Here is a 26,346-nt window from a genome sequence, read left to right as displayed (position 1 = left end):
GCTCCCAATCGGGGCTATCCGTCCGCAAGGATCGCGTCGATCTGCCCCATCGCGGCCGCCATGCCCTCCTGCATGCCCATTCCGACCAGTTGCTCCATCTGCGTCAGGTCGCGGAACTGGGAGACCGTGGTCATGCGCGTGACCGGCCCCGCCGACTCGATCGTGACAATGATGCGCGCATGGTCGTGGGGATCAACTGGCTCACCGTCTTCACGACTGAAGCCATCATCAAGCTCAATGTGGTGAGGCTCGTCAAGTGTCACGAAGCGGAACCACGCATGCGAGCGATCACCCTCGGGGCTGCTCATGTAATAGCGCGACTCGCCGCCCACCGTGAACTCATGACGGTGGAACGTCGCCGGATATCCGGGAGGGCCCCACCAGCGCTCCAACTGCCGCGGGTCGGCCCACAGTTGCCAGACGCGCTCGGGGGTTGCCGAGAACTCCGTTTCGATCGTGAACCTCAGCTTCTCAGCATCCTTGGTGCTTGACGTCACCGTCATTGTGATTCTCCTTCATCGTCGTCGTTGATGATGTCGTGCATCCTGTCGATGCGGCCGCGCCAGATCGCCTCGTACTCGTCGAGAAGCCGAGCAGCACGCCGCACAGCCTCGGGGTTGCCGCGCACCATCTGCTCCCGACCCTGACGCCGCTTCGTCACGAGATCGGCTCGTTCGAGCGCGGCAACGTGTTTCTGGACGGCCGCGAACGACATCGCATAACCAGCCGCGAGAGCAGAGACCGACAGCGGCCGCTGCATGACGCGCGTCACGATGTCGCGCCGCGTCGCATCTGCCAGGGCGTGGAAGATGCGGTCCGTCGCGTCATCATTACCCATTTGTACAACCATTTGGTTGTACGTTACGGCACGGATGCTGTCAGCGCAACCCCTGCCGACATGCTCATCCCGAACCGCAACCCTTGTCATCACACTCATTCCAAAGCACAGCCCTTGCCGTCTGGCTTCGCCCAAGCCACAACTCGCGTCGACACACTCAGCCCGAACCACAACCAGCAGCCTGAATTACGCGTGAAAAGGCGCGGATGCGAGGGCGAGAAGGCGAGACGAGCGGGGAGACCCAGGACGCTGACCCTGAATCCAGGGGTCAGGGCCGCAGAGCCAGGACGGCATTGCCAAGGCGGCAGGACCAGGACAGCAGAGTCAAGACAACAGAGACAATGCGGCAGGGCCAGGACAGCAGAGACAAGGCGGCAGTGCCAGAACAGCAGAGCCAGGACGCCAGAGCTAAGGGCCAAACTTCCGGAGTCCAGAATCTGGAGCCTGCCGCCGGGAGCCCAATCCCACGTTGCCGTGCACAATTTCGGAGATCTCACCGGAAAAGCGGCGTGTCGCGCGAGAAACAGGGCGAGTCGCCGCAGATTTCCGAATGAGTGCACCGATGAAGAAGCGAAACGAGAGGTAGGAACAGCGGAGCAGCTCCGAAACGAGGGGCAGGAACGGCGGAGCAGATCCAAAACGGACGGTAGGACCAAGAAGGCAGAGCATGCTACGCTCGACACGGCCTTTTCGGCCGACCTCAAACACACAGTCGACGCCACGTTCCAGCGCGCCGACGCACACGCAGCGAAAGCGAGGTGAGCGACCCGATGGACGGCGACAGTTCTCATCGCAGACCGGGCACCGCTCCCGTTTTGTCTGCGACGACGCACCACTGAGTACGCTTCAGCGCGCTCCCTGGCGTCAGACAACGCGCGTAGGCGGTCCCCGGTTGCTACGGTTCCCCCATACGCCCGACCCCGCAGGTACCCAATCAACGGAATGCCGGGGTCATGCGTGCCGGTGAATCCCACCGCACGCTGAGAGAAGAGAGGTCCGACATGACCGTCGACTTCAACAAGGACATGACCGGCGCGATCGACACGATTTCGCAGCAGGTCAATTCTCGCGACCTGACCGGCGTCGCCGAGATGATTGCCGGGCGCAGCACGAACGAGCTCGTCGACATCTGCGAGCGCCTGACTAAGCGGCAGAGCGCCGTCGTGTTCCGCCTGCTCCACAAGCAGCAGGCGCTCGACGTTTTCGAGGCTCTGCCTCCTGCCCTGCAGAGTGACATCGTCTCGGGTCTGCAAGACACCGAGGTGGCGTCTCTGTTTGCAGGGCTTGAGCCCGATGACCGCGTCTGGCTACTCGATGAGCTCCCCGCGGGCGTCGCCCCTCAGCTGTTGCGCGGCCTCCCCGAGCGCGAACGCGAGCTGACGGCCGTCGTCCTCGGGTATCCGCAGGGCAGCATCGGCCGGCGCATGAGCCCCGAGTACGTGACGACGCACCCGCAGCTCACCGTCACTCAGACGCTCGCTCGCGTCCACGCACGCCTCGAGGACGCCGAGACGGTCTACACGATCCCGGTCCTCGACCAGGGCAGGCGCGTCGTGGGGATTGTGAGCCTCCGCGAGCTTCTCGGTACGGACGGCGACGCGCGCATCGACGAGGTGATGAAGCAGCCGCAGACCGTGACGGCGACGACAGATGAAGAGGATGCTGCGCGCAGCTGTGCCGATCTCGGCCTCCTTGCGCTGCCCATTGTCGATAGCGAATCGCGGCTTGTCGGCATCCTGACCGTCGATGATGCCGTGCGCATCCTCGAGGACGAAGAGACCGAAGACTCGGCGAGGCAGGGTGGTGTCGAGCCGCTGCGCCGCCCGTACCTGTCGACACCGATTCGCAGCCTCGTGCGCTCGCGCGTGCTGTGGCTGCTGGTGCTCGCGGTCGGTGCGACGCTGACGGTGCAAGTTCTGGAGGTGTTCGAAGACACGCTCAAAACCGTGACGGTTCTGGCTCTCTTCGTGCCCCTGCTGATCGGCACCGGCGGCAACACCGGCAACCAGGCGGCGACCACCGTCACACGCGCGCTGGCACTCGGCGACGTGAGTTCGCGCGACATCCTGCGTGTGCTCGGCCGCGAGATGCGCGTGGGTTTCTCGCTCGGGCTCATGCTGGGCGCGCTCGGGTTCGCCATTGCCACGCCCGTCTATGATCTGGGGATCGGCACCACCATCGGGATCACACTCGTTGCCGTGTGCACGGTCGCGGCGACGATCGGCGGCATCATGCCCCTCGCGGCGAACGCCATCAAGGTCGACCCGGCGGTGTTCTCGAACCCGTTCATCTCGACGTTCGTCGATGCGACGGGTCTGATCATCTACTTCCTGATCGCGATGGCCATCCTGCAGATCTGAGGCTCGCCGTCGACAGCCCACGTGCCGGACGCCGCGCAATTATGCGTGGCGCCCGGCAGCATTGATCAGCGATTCCAAGTCGCCTCGTAGTCATCGAGACTGCTCGCCCAGAAGTACCCGGGCGCGAGAATCAGCTCGGGCACGAAGATCACGGTGTACGGCGTGGGAATTCCTTCCGTGTTCACCTCGGCCTGGCCGTTCTCATCTGTCGTGGCGCTGAAGTGCTTACCTGCGGCGCCTCCCCAGTGCCCGAACACCGTCGCGCCCTCGATGGGCTCGCCCGTTGCAGCATCCTCGATGGTCACCGTAGCCCACGTCCACGTGTTCTGGTCACGGAACTCGATTGATGAGATCCGCATGGCCGCCGCCCCGTTCCCCACGCTGGTTGCAGCGGATGCCGCGGCAGAGGCCGCGCTCGAGTGCCCGGCGATATCGACGGCGACAATCTTCCATGAGTACTCGGTATCGGCAGTCAGCCCGACGTCGTTTACGAAGTTCGTCTGCGTCGTACGTACGAGCGTGCTCTCGTCCGGCGTGAAGTCCGGGGTCGTCGACCGGTGCACCTCGTAGTGGTCCACCAACGTGTCGTCCGAGCTGCGCGCCCAGTGCAGATCGACGCGCTCGGCGTCGTACACCTCAGCTGTCAGCTCGGCAGGGGTGCTTGGCGCTTCGACGTCGGCGACGGGGCTCTGCCAGCGCGTGCCCGAGGAGTCCCAGCGGCTCGGGAGCGCTCGCAGGGAATCGTAGTGGTGCAGTGCGACACCAGCGAAGGCTGGCGAGTCGTCGAATGCGGCGTAGACCTCGGCGAGCTCCGTCTCCATGGCGTCCCGGCCCTCCTCCTGGAACGATATCGATTCAGGGTCTCCGGATGCCGAGATCGAGTCGGTTTCGACACCGACCATCACGTGCTTGCCCACGCTGGCCGCGTACTCGATCTCGTTCTGAGCGTGGAGGATGATGCCCACGGGGCCCTCGGCGACGTCACGGTAGTCCATCAGCGAGACGTAGTCGAGTGTGTCAATGACGTGCCGAGCGCAGTTCTGCGTCTTCTCGTGCCACGTGATGTTCTGGCACTCGTCGTTGTCATCAAGCCAGCGCGGAATCGCCGCGCCGACCCTGAGCGTTGCTCCGCTCGCCTGCTTGCGATCCATCATCGCGGCGAGCATGTCGAGGTACTGCACCTGCACGCTCGGCGAACCGGAACGCCAGTCGGGCAGGCCGTGAGGCTCGATGTCGATGTTGACGCCGTCGAAACGCTCGTCTGCGTTCGACGCGATGTTGTAGTTGAGGATCGTCTCCATCAATCCGACGGCACCGTCGTGATACCGCTCGTACGACCACATCGGCGCCGCGTATGACCCGGAACCCAACAGCGCATGCACCTGATACCCGCGGTCGTGAGCCCACGCGATCAGCGAACGGTACTGGTCGGGGTGATCGCGCAGCGCATACTCGCCGTCGTACCGGTCGGCGTAGATGTACAGGGTCTGGATCTGCTCCGGAGCCACGCTCTCGTCGTCGACGAACGCAGCGAGAACATCGCGAGCTCCGGGATTCTCGAGGAGCTGGGCCGTGGCCGACTCCCAGACCCACATAGCGCGGTCCGGCTGCACGGGTGGTGCCTCATCGAACGACCCTGTGCCCGAGTGCGTGTATGTCGTCGCCGTCGTCGTGACGTTGCCGTCTGTGTCGATCACGCGAGCCTGGATGGCGTGCGTGCGGTTCCCCTTCATCACGGGGCCGTGCAAGAAGTACCGGTCATGAGGCAGCACCTTGGCAGATTCCCAATCGCCACCGTCAATGCGTACCTGAACGTCGTCGATGCCCTGCGCATCAGAGGCCGTCATCGAAACCTTCAGCCTCCCTCTGACCTGGGACCCGTCGTCAGGTGAAGTGATATCGATGACGGGAGCTTCACGCCCGGCGAGTTGCACGTCGACAGTCGTGGACTCGCCCCATCGCCAGTATCTGTCCTGCAGCGACGAGCAGCGCACAGTGAGCTCTACCTCGCCCGACACATCCTCGGCAGCGGGATCGAACGTGTATGACCAGGTACCTGTGCCATCGGCATCCGGATCGTCGGTGTGTGCGTCGTGGAGCGTTCCGGCGTCGAACGCCACCTTCACCTGGTAGGCGTCGGTGTACATTCCGCTGACCGTCACCGCATCGGTGATGGTGCTCCCCGGGGCGGGGCTCGTCACCTGGCAGCCCGACTCCGGAGCCGCGGCGGCCGGAAGCGCCTGCCCCAGCGGCGTCACACCGATTCCCACCGCTAGTGCGATGGCTGCGGCTCGTCGCCGTCTGTGAGTTGTGTGTGTCATCATTGCCCTCCGAGGGTGCTGATCTTCACCCAGTCGATGTATTGATACTGCGATGCATAATCGAAGTCGCCCGACCACGACGCCGCCCAGTTGCCGACCCAGAGCTGGGCAGGCAACGTCGGAACGGTGGCGGTCTGCGTGGCGTACAGCACGTTGTCGACGTAGAACTCAATGCGTGGAGTTCCGTTGCTGCCGTCGTACCAATCCCACCGGTAGGTGTGGAAGGCACCGTCATTTTGAGCCGCGCCGAGATCGACGTCCTCGAGCGTCGCGCCCCCGGGGTCGAGCGAGACGTAGCTGTTGAAGCCGGCCCAGTGCGCCCAGTCGGCCCGACCACCTGTCCCGGCCGCGGGCATCTCGATGTCGATCTCGGTATAGTCGCCGTTTCCGGGGTTGTAGTAGTTCCAGATGCACGAGCATCCGCCCGAATACGGAAGCGTCTTCATGCGCACTTCGTAGCGTCCGGCTCCGAAACGCTCCTTCGTCCACACCAAGCCTCCGGTGCGCACGCCGGTCTCCTGTCTTGTGTAGCGGCGGGGATCCCCCACAGGGTACGACGCGTCCGTGGCCAGGATGCCGCGGACCGCACCCGTGTACTGGTCGCCGTTTGCGCGTGCAGCAAGCACGTCGACAGGTGTACCTGCGTCGTTCACCGTCGTGAGTGACAGGTTCTCAGGCACGACTCCGTAGTTGTCGGGCCCCCACTGGTGCAGGCCAGCTACCCACTTCGTGGTGTCGAGGCTCGCGCCCGAGAAGTCGTCGAAGAACAGCACGGTTCCAGATGCCGCGGCAGGGGCGTCGACATCGGCCGCTGCGGGAGGTGGCGAACCCGATGTGAGCGTCGCGGCGCAGGCCACCGCCATGATGCCTGCGGCGAGGGCGTTGCGCGCCTCTATTCGTGTTTTCGGTGAAGAGAGCACCATTGCTCCGTTCTCTGTGGGGGCCGTCTGAAACCGTGGCAGCGCGGTCAGAGCGGCTCACTGTCATCAGCTGCTGCCAGTCCTTCCGATCGAGGGCGTCCTGTCGCTCGCACCCTCGCGTCTCACTGAGCGGGGCACACCCAGTGCGTCGAGGCGGAGCCTGTGCTGCACAAGCCGCGGCGTGAACGAGTCCCACTTATCGACGCCGCCCCACGCCGCATCCGCCAACGCGCTGAATCTTGGAAATGCGCGGTACTCAACGAGCTCCTGTGTCGGCAGGTATTCCGTCCAGATCTGTGCCTGCATGCCGAGAACGCGTTCGGCCGCCTCTGCTCCCCAGGCGGCGGGGACGGCCGTGAATTGCTGAGCGGTGCGCAGCGGAAGCAGAATGACGCCCTCCTCGTGCGCCGGCGGCTCATCGGGATCGGTCGTTGCCGCATAGTCGAGGTAGGTCTCCAGATGCGGGGCCATCACGACGTCGTGTCCGCGGGCGATCGCTTCACGGCCGTGCTCCGCGTCGCGCCACGGCATTACTGTCACCGCCGGAGGCAATGTGAGCTCGTCTTCGGCCCACGCAAGCGGTCGCCGCCCCGCGCGCGTCACGTGGTCAGCGACCTCGCCCATGAACCATCGGTACAGGCCGCGGGTTCCCGAGAGGTTCTTCTCGCGAATTCGCTCTGCCGCTCGCGGGCTCTCGTTCCATTCGACGAGCGGGCTCTCATCTCCACCGAGGTGAACGTAGCGGCTCGGAAAGATCTCCATCGTCTCGTCGAGAACCGTGCGACAGAAGTCGAGCACCGCGTCGTGCACGCCGAGGATGTTCTCGCACACTCCCCAGCGCGTCCATACGTCGAGCCGGCGTTCCGGCCTATTGCCGAGCTCGGGGTAGGCAGCGAGCGCCGCCCGCGTGTGCCCCGGCATTTCGATCTCTGGCACAACGGTGATGCCGCGGCGGGCCGCGTAGGCGACGAACCCGGTGAGATCGTCACGTGTGTACGCCCCACCATGATGGATGCCATCGCCCGCGGTCTCGCTGCGGTACGCGCCGATCTCGGTGAGGAGCGGGTACGCCTGCACCGGCATCCGCCAGCCTTGGTCATCGGTGAGATGCAGGTGCATGACGTTCGCCTTGTGCGCGGCGAGCAGATCGGCGAAGCGGTAGAGGTACTCGATGGGTTGGAAATGCCGCGCGACGTCGAGCATGCCGCCACGCCAAGCGAGCCGCGGCACGTCTGTGATGCGCACGCACGGCAGCGTCCACGCGACGTCGCCGACCGCGTGCGCTGCGTATGCGTCGACGGGTAGGAGCTGCCGCAGAGTCTGCGCCCCGTGGCGCAACCCGGCGAGCGCCGCCGCGCGCAGAAGCACACGGTCGGTGTCGACGGTGAGCTCGTATCCTTCCGCACCGAGCCCGGTCAGCTCAACATCGAGGTCCAGCGTCAGAGATCCGGTCGAGGACGCCGGAAGCGGCAGCCCTGTCGCCGGGTTCAGCAGTTCGCGAAGAAGCTGCAGCGCCGGTGCGGCTTGCGGACTCACGCGCACCGCCGTGTCGCTGTCAAGCGTGAAGCTGCCGGCGCGTACGTCAATCTGAGTGGGGCGCGGAAGCAGCGAAATGGCTGAATGCGGTGTTGTCATCGAGGTCTCCACAGGGGTCGGATTGGCAGAAGGCGGCGCTCAGCCCTTGACCGCGCCGGCGGCGAATCCCGACGTGACATGGCGCTGCAGCAGCAGGAAAATTGCGAGAGCGGGAAGGGCGAAGAGCGTTGACGCTGCCATCGTGGCACCCCAGTCGGTGCCGAACACGTTCTGGAATGACGACAGCCACACGGGGAGCGTGCGGTTGTCCTGCTCTTTGATGATCAGGAAGTTCGCATACGCAAACTCATTCCATGCCGTGATGAACCCGAACAGCGACGTGGCCATCAAGCCGGGCGCGAGCAGAGGGAATGCCACACGACGAAATGCGCCCGTGCGCGAGCATCCATCGACCTGCGCCGCCTCTTCGAGCTCGGGTGGGATCGTCGCGATGAATCCGCGCAGAACGACGATCGTGAACGGCAGCGTGATCATGAAGTAGACCAGCGTCAGCGTCGGCAGCCGGTCGAGCATGTTCGTATCGCGGGTGATGATGTAGATCGGAATGATCAACGATTCCCACGGTGCCATCTGTGCGATGAATACCATGAGGATGAACTGTCGGCGACCTCGCCACTGCATGCGAGCGACGGCGAACGCGGCACCGAGCGCGACGACGAGCGCCAGAACGACGGCGGAAACCGTCACCAGGATGCTGTTGCGCCAGAACAGTCCGAAACCGTCCGAGCCGATCGCCGTGACGAAATGGTCGAACGTCCACGTGCTCGGCAGAAGCTGCGGCACCTTCGATTGAATCTCGCGCGTCGGTTTGAATGCCGTTGTCACCATCCAGTACACGGGGAAGAGGCAGGCGAGCACAGTGACAATCGCCGCGAATGACAGGGGTGCTCGGCGCACACTGCTGAGAGTCTTCACTGTTGGACCTCCTGCCGGAACATTTGCCTGAAGTACAGAACGAGCACTCCAGAGAGGATCAGCACTGTCACGATCGAGGCGGCGGCCCCGAGGTCGTACTGCTGCGATGACAGGGCGCGCTGCACTGCATAGACGGGAAGCAGCGTCGTGGCGTCACCGGGTCCGCCCTGGGTGATGACCCAGATCTGCACGAACGCCTTGAACGTCCAGATCACCTCGAGGCACACGACGAGCATGAAGATCGGCCTGATGATGGGGAAGGTCACCGAGCGAAAGAGGCGCCAGGCTCCTGCGCCGTCGAGTCGCGCCGATTCGTGCAGCTCCACGGGCACGGTGGTGAGCGCGGAGTACAGAGTGATTGCGGCAAACGGCACTGACTGCCATACGACGAGAAGAATGAGAATCACGAATGCTGCAGCGCCATGGGCGAACCACGGGAATCGATCGAACTGCTCGAATCCGAAGCTGGTCAGCATCCAGTTCACCACGCCGAATTCTGAGTTGAACATCCACTGGAACACCGTGGCCGCGGCGATTACGGGCATGGCCCAGGCGAGAACGAGCGAACTCAGCACCATCGTGCGTCCGAACTTCTTCAGACGGGTGATCATCATCGCAACGAGTGTGGAGAGGATCATGATCAGCACGACGTTGCACGCCATGAACAGAAACGTCCGGGCGACGACCTCCCAGAACCGGCCGTCTGAGAAAAGAGTCCGGTAGTTCTCCAGGCCGACGAACTCGGCGTTGCCGTTGATCAACTCGGCGAGCTTATAGTCCTGCAGCGAGATTACGAAGGCGCGAACTAGCGGGTAGACAAGTAAGAATGCTGTGCCGACGACCGCAGGGGCGATCAGGGCGTAGGGCCAGAGATTCCGCCTTGTGCGAGGCAGCCTCGCCCGACGAGGCGAGCTGCCTGTCATGGTGGGTGTCGAACCAGGGGGCTTCACGGCCGCCCGGACCGGCGTTCGTTTCTGGACGATGGTCATCGTCGCTCCGTTTCGCACAGTGCTGGCTCAATCGGACTGGTTCATCGCACGGGTGATCTCGTCAGAAGCTTTCTGCGCCTCTCCGGCCAGGTCACCGCCCGTGAGCACCGCCGTCATGTAGTCGTGAATGATGTTCTGCGCCTCGACTGCGGCCCATCCGGGCGCGATCGGTGTGCTGTGGCCGTTTTCGGTGCCTCCAACGGTCATCGCCGCTGCACCGGGGTCGTCTGCGACAGCATCCGCCAGACTCGCCTTGTTGGGCACGTACCCCATCGTCGAGGCGAGTTCGCGCTGCCACTTCTCGCCCGTCAGCGCTTTGACGAACTCGTATGCAGCGTCGGAGGAATCGGATGCCGCTGGAATCGCCAGCTCGGACCCGCCGACGTACACGGCTCCGGGCTTGTCTGCTGTCTTGCCTGGAATGGGGAAGAAGCCAAGCTTTCCTTCGAGCTCGGGGTTGGCGGCGACCACACTGCCTGCTGCACCTGGTGACGAAATGATCTGTGCCACGTCGCCTCCGGCCATGATGTCGGTCTGCGGCGGTGAGGCGACGTCGGAGTCCTTGGGACCGTGTCCGAGTGCTTGAAGCTGCGAGTAAAATTCCATGCCGGCCATCGCTTCAGGAGTGTCCAGGGCACCCATCCAGCTGCCGTCGTCCTGCGTGGCGAATGCCCCGCCCTCGTCCCAGATGAATCCGGCGAGAGCGTGCCAGCTCTGCCCGGGCAGGTAGATCCCCTGCACGTCTCCGGAGTTCAGCGTCGAGGTCGCGTCGATCCATTTCGCGCGTGTGTCGATACTCTCGGCGTCGATGCCCGCGGCGTCGAAGAGTGCTGTGTTGTAGATGACGACTCGGTTTGCCGCGTAGTACGGAACGCCGTATGTCTTGCCGTCCCAGACTGCCGGGTCGGCGAGCCCTGCGATCCAGTCTTCTCCGCCCAGGTCATCGACCTTGTCACTCACATCGAGCAGTCCGCCGCTTGCGGCGTACTGTGACATCTGCGAATTGCCGATCTCGATGACGTCTGGCGGATCGTTGCTCGCGAGGGCGGCGACGACTTTCTCGCCGATGCCATCCCACTCCTGAATCTGGATCTTCGCGTCGATGTCTGGGTGTTCGGCTTCAAACGACTTCTCGAATTCAGCCTGGAACTCTTCAGACACGCTGTCGCGCATCAGCCAGACGTCGATGGTCGTTGTACCGCCAGCTTCAGCGTTACCCGAGCTGCAGGCGCTGAGGGTTGCGGCGAGAGCGAGCGCGGATGCACCGGCGATCAGGCGAGTTCTCATAGTTCACCTCGTTGTGGAAAGTTGGGGAAGAATTACCAGTTGCGCCAGTGGTTAGTTGACCAGTTGGTGCTGATCGGAGATTTTTGCACAACACGTTTTGCTTGTCAACAGCAGTCATCCCTTGATTAATTTCTTGTTGGCGAGATATTTCTGGCGCTCTTCCGCCCGACAACTGGTGAGGAATTGACTCTCAGAATGTGTCAGATTTCCCAAACCAGTCGTAAACTGGTAAAAAATAGGGACGATGTCGAATGAGAGGGGATCGCCTGTGCCAGCAGCTGATACTGGGACGGTTCTCAAGCGTGAACGTGTGCGCAGTCACATTCTCGAAATCATCGAAACGCGTTCGACAGGAGACCCGATTCCGTCGGAGCGAGCGCTGTGCGCCGATCTCGGTGTCTCCCGGCCCACGTTGCGCGCTGCGGTCGATGAGCTTGTCGCCGCGGGGCTCCTGGTGCGCGAACATGGTCGCGGAATGTTTGTCGCGCCCGAGAAGATCACACAGGAGCTCCTCGGTGATGCGCACGCGATGAAGGCACCGTTGGCAGAGGGCACGTGGTCAAGCCAGCTGTTGGAGTTCACGCACATGCCCGCGGGAGCGCGCATTGGGCGCCGGCTGCACATTTCTCCTGGCGCAGAGATCGTCTATGTGGCCCGGCTGAGTCTCGTTGACGGTTCGCCGATCGCGATTGAACACCTGCATTTCCCCGCCGCCCTGGTGCCCGCGCTCACTTCTCGCGAGCTGGAGAGTGGCGACCTCTACGAGCATCTGCGCGCTCATCACGATGTGCATGTGTATGAGGCGGTGCAGTCGATCGAGCCCACCGTCGTGAGTGCCGATGAGGCTCGGCTGCTCGGTGTTCCGGAACTTTCGCCCGCTCTGCTGTTCGAGCGTCTGACGACAGACACCGAGAACACCCCGGTTGAGTATGTGCACTCCGTATATCGGGGTGACCGTTACCGCATCGTGTCGCGACTGACTCTCGGGCCGGGTTCGGGGGCGCATGGTGCGGATGAGGCCGAGGCCGAGATACACCATCCGGGTTTTCCCGCGGGAGAGTTCACGCGTGGCAGCTCCGTGAGTACGTCCACGGTCGGTGACGTCTATTCGGGCTGAGTCAGGCTGCACGTGCAGACCTGTCTGGACACCTGGTGACATCGTCGGTGGTCGGCGTTATGGTGGCCGCATGAATGCGACAGAGACGACGCAGACGTTTTTCGATGCCTACGCACAGTCGCTGCTCGACCGCGACGCAGCGGCGATCGCCCAGTTGTATGCGGTGCCGGCTCTGATCCTCTTTCCTGGCCAGTCGGTTCCGGTGACAAGCGCTGAACAGACCGAGCAATTCTTCGACTCATCGTTCGAGCAGTATCACGGGATCGCAGAGGCTAACTTCGACATCACTATCGTTGCCGAGGCCGACCACAGCATCTGGGCAGACGTCACCTGGACATACGGAGGCGCACCGACCGAGCGCTTCATCTATCAGCTGGTTCTGGCCGATGACGCATGGAAGATTGCGGTGCTCACTCCACTCAGCGTGTGACGCCAACGCTCTGCCTCCCGAAGATCGGCCACTGAAGGCGCTCCGGTTCCGTTGCGGTGACGCTTAAACCGTCCGCAAAAGCGCTGAATGCCGTCAGTCCCGTGGCAGCAATCCCACCGTCGCGAGAGTCAGCAATCGCCTCGCCGCGCCTCGCGGGTCCCTGGAGGATTCTGTCGACAACGCAATCCCGACGATCAAAGCTAACAATTCGGCCGCCGTCACGTCGGTTCGAACAGCGCCGGCGCGAATGGCCTTGGACACGAGGGGTTGCGCGGCCTCGTCGAGTTCCCGCGAGCAGCTCTTCTCGGCACCGTTGCCCCCCTCGGAGTTGTCAAGCACTAACGTGATGGCGAGCCCCCGCGCATCGACGCAATAGTCGAGCACGTTCTCGAGGAAGGTCAGAAGCGCTCGACCGTGGTCCTTCTCGTGTGCGAGTTCTGCTGCCCGAGCACATAATCCGTTGATTCGGTGGTGGAACACCGCGTACATCAGAGACTGCCGTGTGGGGAAATGCCGATGAACCGTGGCCGATCCGACGCCAGACTCTCGTGCAATCTTCTCGAAAGAGACCTCTGCTCCGTGAACGGCCACCTCCGCTTGGGCGAGCGCACACCTTCCCGAAGCAAGTTAGCTCGGAGCGCAAGAGGCGGCGGATGCCCGAGCCTCCGTCGGCACTACACGTCCGCGGAGCGAACGTCTGTTTCTGGATCAGAAGGCAGCGTGCCAGGGGCGTCGGCTTCGGAAGAGGGCGCCGTCGGACGTGCACTCTCCGACTCAGACACGGCATTTTCCACAGCATCCTGAGCCGTAATCTCGGCATAGCGCACTGAAAGCTTTCGGTACGAGCGGGTGAGGAATGCGCCAGCCCCCAGCAGAACGCAGCCGATCCCCGCACAAATCATGACCAACGCCATCCCCCGCGCAGACCCGTCACCGAGAAGCCATCCCCACGTCGCCCGACCGGAATCCGAATCGACGGAGGGAATTACCCAGAATTCGGCAATCGGCGCAATGAGGAAAGACGTGACGGGTGCGGCCGCTGCTTCGAAGGTCATGGCGAATCCGAAGACGCGGCCCTGAGTCCGGTACGGCACGATGCGCTGGATGATCGTCTGCTCGGCTGCTTCGACGGCAGGCATCAGCATCATGAACAGCCAGATGCCGACGGCGAACAGCCACCACCACTCGCGCAGTGTGAAGATCGCTCCGAGTGCGCCGGTTGCGATGACCATGATCAGCATGGTGCGTATCGGGTTCTTTCCGAGGCCGAATTTGGCCACCACTCCGCCGCCGATGAGGAATCCCGTCGACGTGATCCCGAGCACAAGGCCCCAAACTTCGACAGGGAAGAGCTCGAGACCATATGGATCCATGAGCGCCATATAGACGCCGCCGATCAGGTTGTTGAATGTCGTGAAGATAATGAGCGCGAAGAGCGGGCTCGCTGCTCGAACGGCGGCGATGCCGCCTTTGATATCGACGAAGCTCGTGTGCCCCTCCTGCACGATCTCGGGCTCGGAGATGCGCAGCATCAGCAGATGCCCGAGCGCAACGGCGATCGCCGTTATGGCGATCACGATCGCGCCGCCCATGCCGACGAAGCCGATCGCGAGGCCGCTGAACACGCTCGTGACGAGAAACGCGAGCCCTTGCACGGTGCCGACAAGGCCGTTCGCGTTTGCTCGTCGCTCGGGTGGAACCAACAACGTCACGGTTGTCGAGAGAGCGATATTGCGTAGCTGCTCGACGACCGCACCAGCGAGGATGATGAGTGTAAACAGCCAGAACCACGGCCCGCCGAGGTCCAGCAGCGCGCTCTCGGGAAACACAAGGAACATCGCTCCCGCAAGGCTGAAGCACACGAGCGTACCTGCCCCGGAGAACACCATGACGGAGTGCTTGCGATAGCGGTCGACGAACGTGCCGAACATCATGCTGCACACCGCGACGAGCAGCATATAGGCACCGCCGATGATGCCCGTGGCAAGCACCGATCTCGTCTCGAGATACACCCAGAACGTGAGCGCGAACCAGAGGAAGCTCGTCGTGATGTTGGCAACACCGGTGTTCACGAGCACCTGCAGAAAGGTGCTCATGCTGTGCGTCTCGGCGACCGGTTCGGATGCCCCAGCTGCGGTTGACTTGGCGTCACCGCGCTCGGACGATTCACTCATGGGGATGAGCGTAGGTCACACCACCGACGCTCTCCCCTCTTCTCGGGAAATACTCAGCGGGTGACGCTGGCGTCGTCGAGTGTGGCGGTCAGCTCAGACAGCTGAATCTGCGCTCCCGTTCCGCCGGAACGCGTCACCGAGTGCGAGCCCGCGAGGGTCGCCCATCGCAGCCGCTCGTCGTGGTCATCGACGCCATGCGCCATCGCCGCAATGTACGCGGCGTTGAAGCTGTCACCCGCACCCGTGGTGTCGACGACGTCCACGTCGGGGACGTCCACGGTGTGCACGTGGCCCTGCGGCGTCGCGACGAGCCCGCCCTCGGAGCCTCGCTTGACGATCACAACGGGGCCGATGGCGGCGAGCGCCAACGCGATGTCCTCGTCCGACCCCGCAGGGTCGTCGGCGTAGCCCGCGCCGACGGCACGAAGCTCTTGCCTGTTCGGCATGAAGTGGGTGATGCGCGGCAGAATCTCGTCGAGCCCCGTCCACTGCTCACTCGGGTCCCAGTTGGTGTCGACGCTCGTGGTCACGCCTTCAACCGCCAGCTCGTCGAGTAGTTCCGGAAGCCCCGTGGCGAGCCCGGGAACGAGGAAGTATGACGAGAAGTGCACATGCTGAGGGCGGGCACGCCGGATGCTGTCGCGCACCGCATCGATCGACAGCGTCGGGATGACGCCGGGGTAGGTGAAGATCGAACGATCATCCGGCTGCGACAGGATGACCGAGATGCCCGTGGCACCATTCGGCGTGCGCAGCACCTCTGAGGTGTCGATGCCGCATTCGGCAAGGTACGTCTCGGTCAGAGTCCCGAAGTAGTCGCTGCCGATCGTGGCGAGCAGCCCGGTGTCGACCTCGAGCTTCACGAGTCCCGCGGCGACGATCGAGGCGCTCCCGCCCAGGACCAGCTCGGCAGATGACAGTAACTGCTCGGCCTGACCGAAGCGCGGTTTGACGTCGCCTCTCAGAATGAAATCGGGGTTGGTGTCTCCGACGACCAGTGTGTGCACCGGCACTATCCTTTCAGTCCTGAGAACGTCATGGTCTGGATGAATTGTTTCTGAGCGAAGAGGAAGAAGACAACAAGCGGCAGCACCGCGATGACGTTCCCCGACATCAGCAGGCCCCACTCGGTCTGTCGTGCGCCCTGGAAGTTCGCGATTCCGAGCTGCATCGTGAACGAGCCCGGATCGTTGATGGCGATGAGGGGCCAGATCAGGTCATTCCACGAGCCGAGCAGCGTGAAGATCGACAGCGTCGCGAGGGCGGGCTTCGCCAGCGGCAGCACGATCCGGAAGAAGATTCCCCAGCGCGTGCACCCATCCAGCATCCCGGCCTCTTCCAATTCGACGGGGATGCTGAGGAAGAACTGGCGCATGAGGAAGATCCCGAATGCAGTGGCCAGCCACGGGACGATGGCGGCGCCGAGCGTGTTGATGAGGCCGAGCTTTGAGAACAGGATGTAAGTCGGGATCATCAGCAGCTGCGTGGGCAGCATGATCGTCGACACGATCAGCAGAAATCCCATGTTGCGGCCGTGAAACTTCAGCCGTGCGAAGCCGTATCCCGCGAGGGAGCAGAGCACGATGTGCGCGAGGATCGCGACGCCCGAGACGATGATCGAGTTCATCAGCCACTGCAGGATGTTCGTCGTCGCGAAGAGCTTGGCGAAGTTCTCGAACGTCACGGTCGAGGGGATGAAGGGCGGCGGAAACTGCACCAGCTCCTTCGCGGGCGACAGCGCGGCCATGATCATCTGCACGAACGGGATGACGAAGACGAGCGCAATCGGAGCGAGCACGAAATGCCAGCCGCTGATGCGCCGGCGACGACGCTTTCTGGGTGCGGCTGCCGTGCTGGTCTGGGGTGTGACCCCGACGGCTTCTTGTGTGGCGACCATGGTCAGAACGCCTCCGTTTTCGAACGCCGCGAGTACACGACGACGGCGAGTGTGATGAGCAGTGTCAGGGCGAAGAGCACGTATGCGCTGGCGGACCCGTAGCCGAACTCGAGCCCCTTGAAGGCGCTCTCCCACACGAAGTACACGATGGTCTTCGTCGCGTCGAGCGGACCGCCCTTGGTGGTCGTGAACACCAGGTCGAACAGTTTGATGGCCTCGATCATCTGCCAGATCGTGACGAAGACCGTCACGGGGGCCAGCTGCGGCCAGACGACCCGCCAGAAAGTCTGCCACCGGTTCGCCCCGTCGATGCGGGCTGCCTCGACGAGTTCGTTCGGGATGTCCTGCAGTGCAGCAAGATAGATGACCGTTGTGAAGGCCGCCTGCCCCCACAGCGACATGATGGCGATCACGACCATGGCCTGCGCCGGATCCTCCAGCCACTGCTGCTGCGGCAGTCCGATCACGCGCAACACGTTGTTGACCACACCGAACTGGGGGCTGAAGAGGTAAGTGGCGAGGATGCCGGTTGCGGCCGCCGACGCTACGAACGGCACGAAGATCGCCGTCCGATAAATGCCGATGAAACGGATGCGGCGATTCAACGCCACGGCGAGAAACAGTCCGGCGAGCACCGACGAGGGCACGAACAGCACCGTGTAGAAGAGTGTGTGCATCACCGAGTCGAGGAACTCGGGATCACTCGCCAGCCGGGCGTAGTTGTCACCGCCGACGAACGTCGCGTCGCTGAAGCCGTCCCACTCCTGCAGCGAGAGGATAAACGCCCATACGGCAGGGAAGATCGAGAGTCCGACGACGATGAGCGTCGCGGGGCCGACGAACGTCCAGCCCTCAAAGAAGCGTCTCGCGCGCTTGGTGCGGCCGGGAGCCTCGCCTTTTTGCGAGGCCCCCGGAGCCACCAGCATCCGTGTCTGACTCATCGTTACTTCGAGTCCCCAAGCTTCTCGTTAGCCTTCTCAGCCGCCGCTTTCAATGCATCGGCAGGACTGCCCTGGCCTTGAAGAACCTGCGAGATCGCGCTTCCGATCGCTTCGGAGAGGTTGACGTAGCCGGGCACGGTCGGCCGCGCCTTCTGGGCATTCTCGTTGTTCGCCGCCATGATCTCGAGACCCGGGTACTCGGCTGCCTGCTCCTTGAAGGCCTCCGAGTCGACCTCACTCGAACGCAGCGGCAGGTTGCCGATCGCCACATTCCACCGAACGTCCTGTTCGGCATCCGTCAGCCACTTCACGAACTCGTACGACCAGTACTCACGGTTCTTGTCTTTGTGGTCGAACAGAGCCCAGATGTCGGGACCTGAAACGGTCTGATGATCGCCGTCGGTTCCGGGCAGAACCGTCACGCCGTAATCGGTTCCGGCCTTCACCAGGTCGTACAGCTGCCACGGGCCGGAGGTGATCATGCCAATGCGATCACTCGCGAAGAGCTGGCCGAACTTCGTGTCGGTCTGGTCGAGATACACACTCTTGTCAGTGACGGCCATGTCCTGCAGAAAAGTGAGCGCCTCGACGCCGGCCTCCGAGTCGAAGGCGGCGGTCTGCTGGTCATCGCTGAGAATCTCGCCGCCGTTCTGCCAGAGGTGCGGCCAGAACTGCCACGTCGTCTCTTCAGAGCCGGACACCGAGTACCCGTAACCGTAGGTATTCGACGCGGAGTCGGTCATTTTCTTCGCCGCTTCGCGGAAGTCGTTCCAGTCCCAGTCCTCGTCTGGGTACTCGACTCCCGCTTTATCGAACACCGTCTTGTTGTAAATGAGCGACAGGTTGTCGACGATCGCGGGGAAGCCGATCGTCTTCTCTCCCGTCGGCTGCACGGTGGAACGCGCTGCCTCCGAGAACTCATCCCATTTCACATCCGGTTCGCTGACCTTGTCTGTGATGTCGAGCGTGCGGCCGGATGCTTCAAGCTGGCTCGCCCAGGCACCGAAGGCGTACGAGATGTCGGGGTAGCTGTTTCCCGCGAATCCGGCGGAGAGCTTCTGGAGCAGCTGCTCGGTCGAGGATGCCCCGGCCGACACGTCGATCGTGACGTTCGGGTGCTCCTCTTCGAACTCCTTGGCGAGGGTTTCGATGAGGTCTTGGGCTTCGTCCGTCTGCCCCGACCACATCGTGATGGTCACGTCTGCGTCTTTGTCGAGCGTGGTGGCGCCCTGCTGCGAACTGCAGCCGGACAACGCGAGAATGCTCGTCGTCGCGATCGCCGCGGCGACGAGCCCTGTTCGTTTGAGCTGTGGGTGGTACGTCATTGTTGACCCTTTCGGCTTCACCTGTGAAGGGATCGGGAGGCTGGCAAATCAGGTGGGTGGATGCTTCCCGTCACAGTGAATCTGGCACGACGTATCGATTTGAGCAATCATTCGCTCACAAAACTGCGTTGTTCGTGCACTCCTAGTGAGCGATATTGCGAAATCCACGCCTCCGTGAGACGCAAAAGTACGACAGCTGCGGCACGCTGCTCAGGCCGGGCGAGCTGCTCGATACGCACCCAGAAGGTCGACCATCGTTCCACGCCAGGGTGCGCCGTGACCCGGAATGACCCATCCGCTCCAGTCACCGCCGAGCCGCGACTCCAGGCGAGCGAGGGATGCTGCTGCTGCAGCCTGATCATCGGTGAACGGCGCCGGCTGAGGCCCGCGCTGCCCCGTGAGGACGTGCCCAGTGGTCATCCCGTCGCCCACAAACAGCGCCGACACACTGGGCACGTGAACGGCGATGCTTCCCGGCGAGTGGCCCGGAAGCGCGATGATCTCCGGGGAGCCTGGTAGGGCGAGCGTCTCACCGTCGGCGACCACACGCACGTCGCTCAGGTGCTCGGTGCGCAGGCCACCCTTGCGGATCGAGTAGGCCAAGAACCGCAGAATGGGGCCGATCTTCATGCCTCCCCACGCAGGCTTCGTCGATTCCTCGCCGCGGGCCCGCGCAGCATCCGCCGGGTGCACGAACACGGGCACGCCAGCGTCTCGGCGCAGTCGTTCAGCGAATCCGATGTGGTCGCTGTCTCCGTGCGTGAGGATGACGGCTTTGATGTCGGCAGTGCGTCGGCCGATCTCGGTAAGTTCGCGCTGCAGATCGTTCCAGTGCCCGGCGAGCCCCGCGTCGACGAGCGTGATGCCGGCATCGTCAACGATCAGGTGGGCGGCGATGATGTCATTTCCGATACGACGAAGTCCCGGTACAAGTTCCATGATGGCTACGATACATAGCTATCATGGCTACGCGCAATAGCTATACTCGAGATATGCCCACACCCGAGCGAACGTCCGTGTCGGCCATCGTGGCTGCCGGACAGCACATTCTCGAGAACGACGGTCTGGGTGCCGTGACGATGGCCGCCGTCGCCGCGCGCGTCGGCGTTCGCGCCCCCTCGCTCTACAAGCGTGTGCGCAATCGCGACGAGCTGATCCGCCTCCTCGCCGAACGCGTCGCCGCCGACCTGGGGGCACACCTGGCGGCGAACGACCCCGGCGGGCCCGACACGCGCGCAAGGCTGGCCCGCATCGTTCGTGCGCTTCGCGACTTCGCACGGGAGCGCACCGCCGCGTATCGCCTGGTGTTCCTCCCCCCGTCCGAGCACGACGACCTGTCACGCGATGACCTCGCGTCGGCGAGCGCCCCGCTCTTCGACATCGTGGCCCGCCTCGTCGAGCCCGACCATGTGCTGCCCGCCGCCCGCACTCTCACCGCGTGGGCAACGGGCTTCATCGCCATGGAGCTCTCGGGGTCATTTCGGCTGGGAGGCGACGTCGACACGGCATTCGAGTACGGCATCGAGAGGGTGTCAGCGGCGGTGACCTCGCCGGCTCACTGAGCGCGGTGTCTGCTCGCTGAACATCGCAGGTGTCGCATCGGGGCGCATCGGGCAGCGAGCGCCCCGCCTCGTCGACTCGCAACGTTCAGTCATTCGGAACTTTTCACCACAACTCCGCTTGTCGTGCACCCCCAGACGGCGTGTCGCACGAGAGTTCCGAACGATTGAACGTGTCGGCGAATGACGCGACGCTTTTACGCGCGGACGAGGTGCACGCGAACGCCCAGCTTCTCGATCTTGGCGAGCTCGGCCTTGTCTGCCTCGTCATCGATAACGAGATCAGTGACTTCGCTGAGGTCCGCAACACGGGCGAGCCGCACCTCCCCCAGCTTCGTGCTGTCGGCGACGACCACGACGCGACCGGCATGCGTCACCATGGACCGGTTTGTACGCGCCTCGGTGTCATCGAAGGTCGTGAGTCCGTTGGCGGCGGTGATGCCGTCCGCGCCGATCACCGTCATCGCCACATTGATCGCGTTGAGGGCACCCTCGGCGAGTGACCCGACGAGCTCGAACGACGTCGGTCTGATCACTCCGCCCGTCATGACGACCTTGACCTTGCTGCGCGATGCGAGCTCGTATGCGGTCGTGAGGGAATTGGTGACGATCGTGAGGTCGGTGCGCGAGGTCAGGTTGCGCGCCACCTCGGCGGCCGTGCTGCCACCCCCGATCGCGATGGCCTGGCGGCCGGAGGGGATCAGCTCTGCCGCCCGGCGTGCGATTGCCACCTTCGCGTTGCGCTCGGTCGAATCGCGGTATCGGACGGGCAGCTCGGCCTTCATCTCGGTTGCCTGCGCTCCGCCGTGCGTGCGGGTGAGGAACCCCTGGGCTTCGAGCAGGGCAAGGTCGCGTCTGATCGTGGCCGGAGAAGCGTCGAGGGCGGTGGTCAGCTCGCTGAGCGTCACCGATGACGACTCCGCAAGCGCACTGAGGATCGCCGAAAGTCGCGTCGACCGTTTGGCCGAGGCGACGAGCGGCTGACCGCTGGAAGGAATCCGAAAGTTCATGCGTCACATTTGATCACAGATTCGCTCAGAAAAGCGATCGAAGTGCTCACCAAGATGTTCGGCGCGGAGCACAGGAATCACGCCGCGTGGCGCGGATTCACCAGCATCCGTGTGTCTTACCCCAGTCCATACCCGCGGATTGACTCGCTCAGTGACACTGACCGTTTTGCACAAGAATCTGAGTGATGCAGTCACACTGGACATATGACTCGCGTGACATTCATCGGCGCTGGAAGCGTCGTCTTCACCAAGCAGCTGCTGACCGATCTTCTGCGATACCCGGAGTTCGACGAGATCGAGATCGCTCTGCACGACATCGATGCCGAGCGGCTCCGCGTCGCCCAGGCGACAGCGGACTACGTGAATCGTCGCTTGGGCGCGCATGCTCGTGTGACAGCATCCGCCGACCGTCGGACGGCCCTCGCGGGCGCCGAGTTCGTGATCAACATGATCCAGGTGGGCGGCATCGAAGGCACGCGAGCCGACCTTGAGATTCCGGCCCGACACGGTCTGCTGCAGACCATCGGCGACACCACGGGCGTCGGCGGAGTCTTCCGCGGTCTGCGCACCTTCCCCGTGCTCACCGGCATCCTCACGGATATGCAGGAGATCTGCCCCGACGCGTATTTCCTCAACTACACGAACCCGATGACGATGAACGTGTGGTGGGCGAACCTCGTTGCGCCCAGCATCCGCACCGTCGGCCTCTGCCACAGCGTGTACTGGACGGCGCACGACCTCGCCGAGCTGATCGGGCTCGACGTGACCGACACGCGCTTCCGTGCAGCGGGCCTCAACCACCAGTCGTGGCTGCTCGAGTGGACGACGCTCGACGGCGACGACCTGTACCCGCGGCTCGCCAAGCGCATCGCAGACGACCCTGAGCTGCAGCGTCGTGTGCGCGCCGAGATCTTCCGCCGCGTCGGCTACTACCCCACCGAGACCAGCGAGCACTCGTCCGAGTACCTCTCGTGGTTCCTGCGGTCAGAGTCGCAGCGAGAGACGTACCGTCTTCGTCCGCTTGAGTATCTGCAGATCAGCGAAGACAATGTTGCCGAGTTCGAGCAGACGCGCAGCGCGCTCGACGCCGGAGAGGACATTGAGCTTCTTGACGAGGCGAGCGAGTACGCCCCGCAGCTCATCCATTCGATCGCCACGGGAACCCGGCGCGAGATCCACGCAAACATTCCCAACGCCGGGCTGATCAGCAACCTGCCCGAGGCGCAGGTCGTCGAGGTGCCGTGCGTCGTCGACGAGCAGGGCATTCATCCGGTGGCGATGGGTGATCTGCCGATCGAGTGCGTCACCGTCAACCGCGCCTATGCCGCTGTCGCCGGCGCCGCGGTCGAGGCGGCCAGGCGCGAAGACCCGACGTTGGTGCGCCGGGCACTTCTCGCCGACCCGAACACGATGTCGAGCGTCACGCCGGAGACCCTCTGGCAGATCTGCGCCGAGCTGACGGAGGCACACGCGCGGCACTTGCCCGCAGGCCTTCTGAGCCGCGTTTAACCACGAAGAACGCTGACGGATGCTGTCGATTGACGCGACAGCATCCGTCAGCGTATTTGCGCCCGAATCATCCCGGTAAGCTGTGCCGAGCGCCCCATTCGAGGAGGGCGCTGTGCGACGACGGGAGGCCACATGACGGAGCGCAAGCCGTCTGTCTGGACGCTGCCCGGAATGCCACCGCTGCTCGTCATGACGGCACTCGGGTTCAGCGGGTTCTCGCTGCTCATGCCGGTGGCGCCGCTCTGGGCGTCGATGGGCGGCGCCGACAGCTTCGGCAGCGGACTCGTCAACGGCCTGCTCATGCTCTCGACCGTCGCAACGCAGATGGTCGTCTCGCCCGGCCTTCGGATTCTCGGCTGGTCGCGGATGCTGGTGATCGGGCTGCTCTGCCTCGGGCTGCCGTCGGTTCTGCACCTCTTCTCTGACCAGCTGCCGCTGATCCTCGCCCTCGCGGTCGTGCGCGGCATCGGCTTCGGCATCATCACCGTGTGCGGCTCGTCTGCTGTCGCGGCGCTCGTCGAGCCCAAGCGGCGCGGCCGGGCGATCGGGGCCTACGGGCTCGCGATCGCTGTTCCGCAGTTCGTGCTCATCCCCGCCGCGCCGTGGCTTGCCGAGAACGTGGGCCCCGGGCTCGTCTTCGGTCTCGGCATCGCCCCCGCCATTGCCGTACCGTTCGCGATCACGCTCGGCCGCCGCCTCGCCACCGTTCCGGCGCCGAAGACCGCGGCGACAGACATCGCCCCGCAGGGCTCGCGCATTGCCGCCGTGCGCACGCGCGCCGTCGTCATGCCGATCGTGGCGCTTCTCACCATCACGTGCACGGGCGGCGCCGTGCTCACCTTCGCGCCGACGATGCTCACCAACACGACGACGGCCGTCGTCGCCCTGCTGGCGCTCACCGGCCTGGGCGCTCTGTCGCGCTGGATCTTCGGGGGCATCGCCGACCGCTTCGGCGCCCGCCGCTTCATCACACCACTACTGGTTGTCGCCGCGCTCGGAGCCGCCGGGGTCTCGCTCGGAGTCGCCGGCGACACGGATGCTGTCACCACGACGGTGCTGCTCGTCGGTGCCGCATTCATCGGCACAGCGTATGGCGGTCTGCAGAACGTAACGCTCGTCGAGGCATTTGCTGCGGCGGGTGACCGGTCTCGCAACGTCGTCAGTGTCGTCTGGAATGCCGGCTTCGACCTGGGAACGGGCCTCGGCTCCGTCGTCGTCGGAACAATCGCAACGGCGAGCTCGTTCCCCACCAGCTTCGTCGTCCTGGCAGTCGTCAGTGTGGTCGTGGCCGCGCTCGTCTCGCTGCTGCGCCCACGCCCCACGCAGCCGTCTGCGGCGTAGCCACCCCGCCCCTGCCCGCACGACTCTCGAACCACAGCCGCGCCAGCACTCGCCGTCCGTCCAGGGCCTTCCCGTTTCGCGCTTCGCCACGGACTGTTTCCGCCCAATTGGACGCTGCCGGGCTCACTATTTTGTCGCACAACGCAATCGCGAACAGCATCCTGACCTGGCATTCTGCATCGATTTTCCCAGATCACTTCCAAAGATATCTCAGGTCGTATATGATTTGAGCCGTCCTTCTGTACGGCTGAATTCGACCTGCACAGAACCAAATCGACAAGGGAGTCAACGATGACTGACACATCGACTGGTACACCTCATGCCACTCCAACCGACATGAAGAGGGTCGCGGTCGCGACCATCATCGGCACGACGATCGAGTGGTACGACTTCTTCCTCTACGCCAACGCCGCCGGGCTGCTGTTCGCCTCGTTGTACTTCGAGCCGCTTGGCCCGCAAGCATCCGTTCTTCTCTCATTCGCGACGGTCGGCGTGAGCTTCCTCTTCCGCCCGCTCGGCGCATTCATCGCCGGGCACCTGGGCGACAAGATCGGGCGCAAGACAATGCTGGTGTGGACGCTGATCCTCATGGGAGCATCCACGACGCTCATCGGGCTGCTGCCCACGCACGCCGCAATTGGTGCGGCGGCGCCGATTCTGCTCGTGCTGCTGCGCATTCTGCAGGGCCTCTCGACAGGTGGCGAGTGGGGCGGCGCTGTGCTCATGGCCGTCGAGCACGCTCCCGTCGGCAAGCGTGGGCAGTTCGGGTCGTTCCCGCAGATGGGCGTGCCGCTCGGGCTCCTTCTGGCGTCGGGGATGCTGGCGCTCATGACGGGCGTGATCTCGCCGGGTGACGCGTTCGTCGAGTGGGGCTGGCGAGTTCCGTTCCTGTTGAGCATCGTGCTCGTGATTATCGGGATCGTCGTGCGCCGCAGCGTCGACGAGTCGCCGGTCTTCGCAGAAATCGCGGCGAAGAAGGAGAAGGCGAGCATGCCGATCGTGCAGCTCTTCCGCAAGCACTGGCTGCTCGTGATCCTCGCCGCGCTGACGTTCGCCGGCAACAACGCCGCCGGATACATGACGACGGGCGGGTTCCTGCAGGGCTACGCCACCCGTCCGCTTGACGAGGGCGGTCTCGTTGGCATGGAGCGCACACCGGTTCTTGTCGCCGTCACCGTCTCGAGCGTCGTGTGGTTGATCTTCACCTGGCTGGGCGGTTGGCTTTCTGACAAGATCGGACGCCGCAACACGTACATCACCGGATGGATCATCTTCCTCATCACCGTGTGGTTCCTCTTCCCGCTCGTCAACACGGGCAGCGCGTGGCTGTTCTTCGCGGGGATCGCGCTGTTCACGATCGGCAACGGGTTCACGTATGGGCCTCAGGCGGCGTACTTCACCGAGCTGTTCCCGGCGTCGATCCGCTACTCGGGCGTCTCGATCGCGTACGCCATCGGCGCTGTGCTCGGTGGGGCGTTCGCTCCGACGATCTCGGCGTGGATCGTACAGACAACGGGCACGTCGCAGGCCGTCGCCTGGTACATCGCTGGCGTGATGGTGGTCGCCTTCATCGCCACGTTGCTGCTGCGCGACCGCACGCGGATTCCGCTCGGCCCTGAGAACGAAGAGGAGCAGGCGAAGCATCCGATCTATGGGTTCAGCAAGTAGCTGAGCCCTGGGCATGGGATCGGGCCTGGTTCCGCCGGTTCCAGCTCCAGCTGCGGCTGCGGCTGCGGCTCCGGCTCCGGCTCCGGCTCCGGCTCCGAGGCACAAAGTGTGTAGTTGCGGACAAGGTGCGGGCGCATGCCATGACACCT

Annotated in this window: 23 protein-coding genes; 7 read left to right on the top strand and 16 right to left on the bottom strand. The window is 63.9% G+C overall.

What is annotated here, in order from left to right:
- Window positions 1–14: 14 nt before the first annotated feature.
- Both OK352_RS04420 and OK352_RS04415 read right to left on the bottom strand, forming a co-directional pair.
- Complete coding sequence (locus OK352_RS04420) at window positions 15–503, bottom strand: SRPBCC family protein (RefSeq protein ID WP_265140175.1); 489 nt, start codon at window positions 501–503, stop codon at window positions 15–17.
- Entirely contained in the window at window positions 500–850 is a 351-nt protein-coding gene (locus tag OK352_RS04415; protein WP_372338071.1) for an ArsR/SmtB family transcription factor, read from the bottom strand. Before OK352_RS04415 ends, OK352_RS04420 begins: the two co-directional genes overlap by 4 nt.
- 989 nt (window positions 851–1,839) lie before the next feature.
- Here OK352_RS04415 and mgtE point away from each other — a divergent pair.
- Window positions 1,840–3,198, top strand: a complete 1,359-nt coding sequence (gene mgtE, locus OK352_RS04410; RefSeq protein ID WP_265140173.1) for a magnesium transporter — start codon at window positions 1,840–1,842, stop codon at window positions 3,196–3,198.
- A gap of 65 nt (window positions 3,199–3,263) precedes the next feature.
- Here mgtE and OK352_RS04405 read toward each other — a convergent pair whose 3' ends face one another.
- The 6 genes from OK352_RS04405 to OK352_RS04380 all read right to left on the bottom strand — a co-directional run bounded on the left by OK352_RS04405 (window position 3,264) and on the right by OK352_RS04380 (window position 11,226).
- A complete protein-coding gene (locus OK352_RS04405) occupies window positions 3,264–5,519 on the bottom strand; it encodes an Ig-like domain-containing protein (protein WP_265140172.1) in 2,256 nt (751 codons plus the stop codon).
- Window positions 5,519–6,442 (bottom strand): glycoside hydrolase family 16 protein, encoded by a 924-nt coding sequence (locus OK352_RS04400; protein WP_265140171.1) that lies wholly within the window; start codon window positions 6,440–6,442, stop codon window positions 5,519–5,521. The genes OK352_RS04405 and OK352_RS04400 overlap by 1 nt, the downstream gene beginning before the upstream one ends.
- A 63-nt stretch (window positions 6,443–6,505) precedes the next feature.
- On the bottom strand, window positions 6,506–8,074 hold the full coding sequence (locus OK352_RS04395) for a beta-N-acetylhexosaminidase (protein ID WP_265140170.1): 1,569 nt from the start codon (window positions 8,072–8,074) through the stop codon (window positions 6,506–6,508).
- Between the two features lie 39 nt (window positions 8,075–8,113).
- Complete coding sequence (locus OK352_RS04390; RefSeq protein ID WP_265140168.1) at window positions 8,114–8,950, bottom strand: carbohydrate ABC transporter permease; 837 nt, start codon at window positions 8,948–8,950, stop codon at window positions 8,114–8,116.
- Window positions 8,947–9,939 carry a carbohydrate ABC transporter permease gene (locus OK352_RS04385; protein ID WP_265140167.1) on the bottom strand — a complete coding sequence of 331 codons (993 nt, stop codon included), beginning with the start codon at window positions 9,937–9,939 and terminating at the stop codon, window positions 8,947–8,949. The genes OK352_RS04390 and OK352_RS04385 overlap by 4 nt, the downstream gene beginning before the upstream one ends.
- Before the next feature lie 27 nt (window positions 9,940–9,966).
- Window positions 9,967–11,226, bottom strand: coding sequence for an extracellular solute-binding protein (locus OK352_RS04380; protein WP_265140166.1), 1,260 nt, complete (start codon window positions 11,224–11,226; stop codon window positions 9,967–9,969).
- Between the two features lie 268 nt (window positions 11,227–11,494).
- Between OK352_RS04380 and OK352_RS04375 the strand changes: the two genes are divergently transcribed.
- Together OK352_RS04375 and OK352_RS04370 are read left to right on the top strand one after the other, a co-directional pair.
- On the top strand, window positions 11,495–12,343 hold the full coding sequence (locus tag OK352_RS04375; protein WP_265140165.1) for a GntR family transcriptional regulator: 849 nt from the start codon (window positions 11,495–11,497) through the stop codon (window positions 12,341–12,343).
- 70 nt (window positions 12,344–12,413) lie between these two features.
- On the top strand, window positions 12,414–12,773 hold the full coding sequence (locus tag OK352_RS04370; RefSeq protein WP_265140164.1) for a DUF4440 domain-containing protein: 360 nt from the start codon (window positions 12,414–12,416) through the stop codon (window positions 12,771–12,773).
- Window positions 12,774–12,866: 93 nt separating this feature from the next.
- Here OK352_RS04370 and OK352_RS04365 read toward each other — a convergent pair whose 3' ends face one another.
- The 7 genes from OK352_RS04365 to OK352_RS04335 all read right to left on the bottom strand — a co-directional run bounded on the left by OK352_RS04365 (window position 12,867) and on the right by OK352_RS04335 (window position 20,049).
- A complete protein-coding gene (locus OK352_RS04365) occupies window positions 12,867–13,364 on the bottom strand; it encodes a TetR/AcrR family transcriptional regulator (protein ID WP_265140163.1) in 498 nt (165 codons plus the stop codon).
- Between the two features lie 83 nt (window positions 13,365–13,447).
- Window positions 13,448–14,869, bottom strand: coding sequence for an MFS transporter (locus OK352_RS04360; protein WP_265140284.1), 1,422 nt, complete (start codon window positions 14,867–14,869; stop codon window positions 13,448–13,450).
- Window positions 14,870–15,000: 131 nt separating this feature from the next.
- Complete coding sequence (locus tag OK352_RS04355; protein ID WP_265140162.1) at window positions 15,001–15,954, bottom strand: carbohydrate kinase family protein; 954 nt, start codon at window positions 15,952–15,954, stop codon at window positions 15,001–15,003.
- A 5-nt stretch (window positions 15,955–15,959) separates the two neighbouring features.
- On the bottom strand, window positions 15,960–16,844 hold the full coding sequence (locus OK352_RS04350) for a carbohydrate ABC transporter permease (protein ID WP_265140160.1): 885 nt from the start codon (window positions 16,842–16,844) through the stop codon (window positions 15,960–15,962).
- 2 nt (window positions 16,845–16,846) lie between these two features.
- On the bottom strand, window positions 16,847–17,785 hold the full coding sequence (locus OK352_RS04345) for a carbohydrate ABC transporter permease (protein WP_265140159.1): 939 nt from the start codon (window positions 17,783–17,785) through the stop codon (window positions 16,847–16,849).
- Between the two features lie 2 nt (window positions 17,786–17,787).
- On the bottom strand, window positions 17,788–19,110 hold the full coding sequence (locus tag OK352_RS04340) for an ABC transporter substrate-binding protein (protein ID WP_265140158.1): 1,323 nt from the start codon (window positions 19,108–19,110) through the stop codon (window positions 17,788–17,790).
- Window positions 19,111–19,320: 210 nt separating this feature from the next.
- The gene (locus tag OK352_RS04335; RefSeq protein WP_265140157.1) at window positions 19,321–20,049 is read right to left on the bottom strand and encodes an MBL fold metallo-hydrolase; all 729 of its coding nucleotides are present in this window, start codon (window positions 20,047–20,049) and stop codon (window positions 19,321–19,323) included.
- 53 nt (window positions 20,050–20,102) lie between these two features.
- Here OK352_RS04335 and OK352_RS04330 point away from each other — a divergent pair, with 53 nt between their 5' ends.
- Window positions 20,103–20,672 carry a TetR/AcrR family transcriptional regulator gene (locus tag OK352_RS04330; protein ID WP_265140156.1) on the top strand — a complete coding sequence of 190 codons (570 nt, stop codon included), beginning with the start codon at window positions 20,103–20,105 and terminating at the stop codon, window positions 20,670–20,672.
- 194 nt (window positions 20,673–20,866) lie between these two features.
- Here OK352_RS04330 and OK352_RS04325 read toward each other — a convergent pair whose 3' ends face one another.
- Window positions 20,867–21,679: a DeoR/GlpR family DNA-binding transcription regulator gene (locus OK352_RS04325; protein ID WP_265140155.1), complete on the bottom strand. Its 813-nt coding sequence runs from the start codon at window positions 21,677–21,679 to the stop codon at window positions 20,867–20,869.
- A 204-nt stretch (window positions 21,680–21,883) separates the two neighbouring features.
- On the opposite strand from OK352_RS04325, the gene melA reads away from it, so the two are divergent.
- The 3 genes from melA to OK352_RS04310 all read left to right on the top strand — a co-directional run bounded on the left by melA (window position 21,884) and on the right by OK352_RS04310 (window position 26,197).
- On the top strand, window positions 21,884–23,188 hold the full coding sequence (melA, locus tag OK352_RS04320; protein ID WP_265140154.1) for an alpha-galactosidase: 1,305 nt from the start codon (window positions 21,884–21,886) through the stop codon (window positions 23,186–23,188).
- 132 nt (window positions 23,189–23,320) lie between these two features.
- Entirely contained in the window at window positions 23,321–24,529 is a 1,209-nt protein-coding gene (locus OK352_RS04315) for an MFS transporter (protein ID WP_265140153.1), read from the top strand.
- 291 nt (window positions 24,530–24,820) lie between these two features.
- Window positions 24,821–26,197 carry an MFS transporter gene (locus tag OK352_RS04310; protein ID WP_265140152.1) on the top strand — a complete coding sequence of 459 codons (1,377 nt, stop codon included), beginning with the start codon at window positions 24,821–24,823 and terminating at the stop codon, window positions 26,195–26,197.
- Window positions 26,198–26,346: the final 149 nt, after the last annotated feature.

This window comes from Microbacterium sp. MPKO10, assembly GCF_026107415.2.
Classification (GTDB): Bacteria; Actinomycetota; Actinomycetes; order Actinomycetales; family Microbacteriaceae; genus Paramicrobacterium.
Note: the sequence above shows the minus strand (reverse complement) of the source record. Positions and strands in the feature narration are given on the sequence as shown.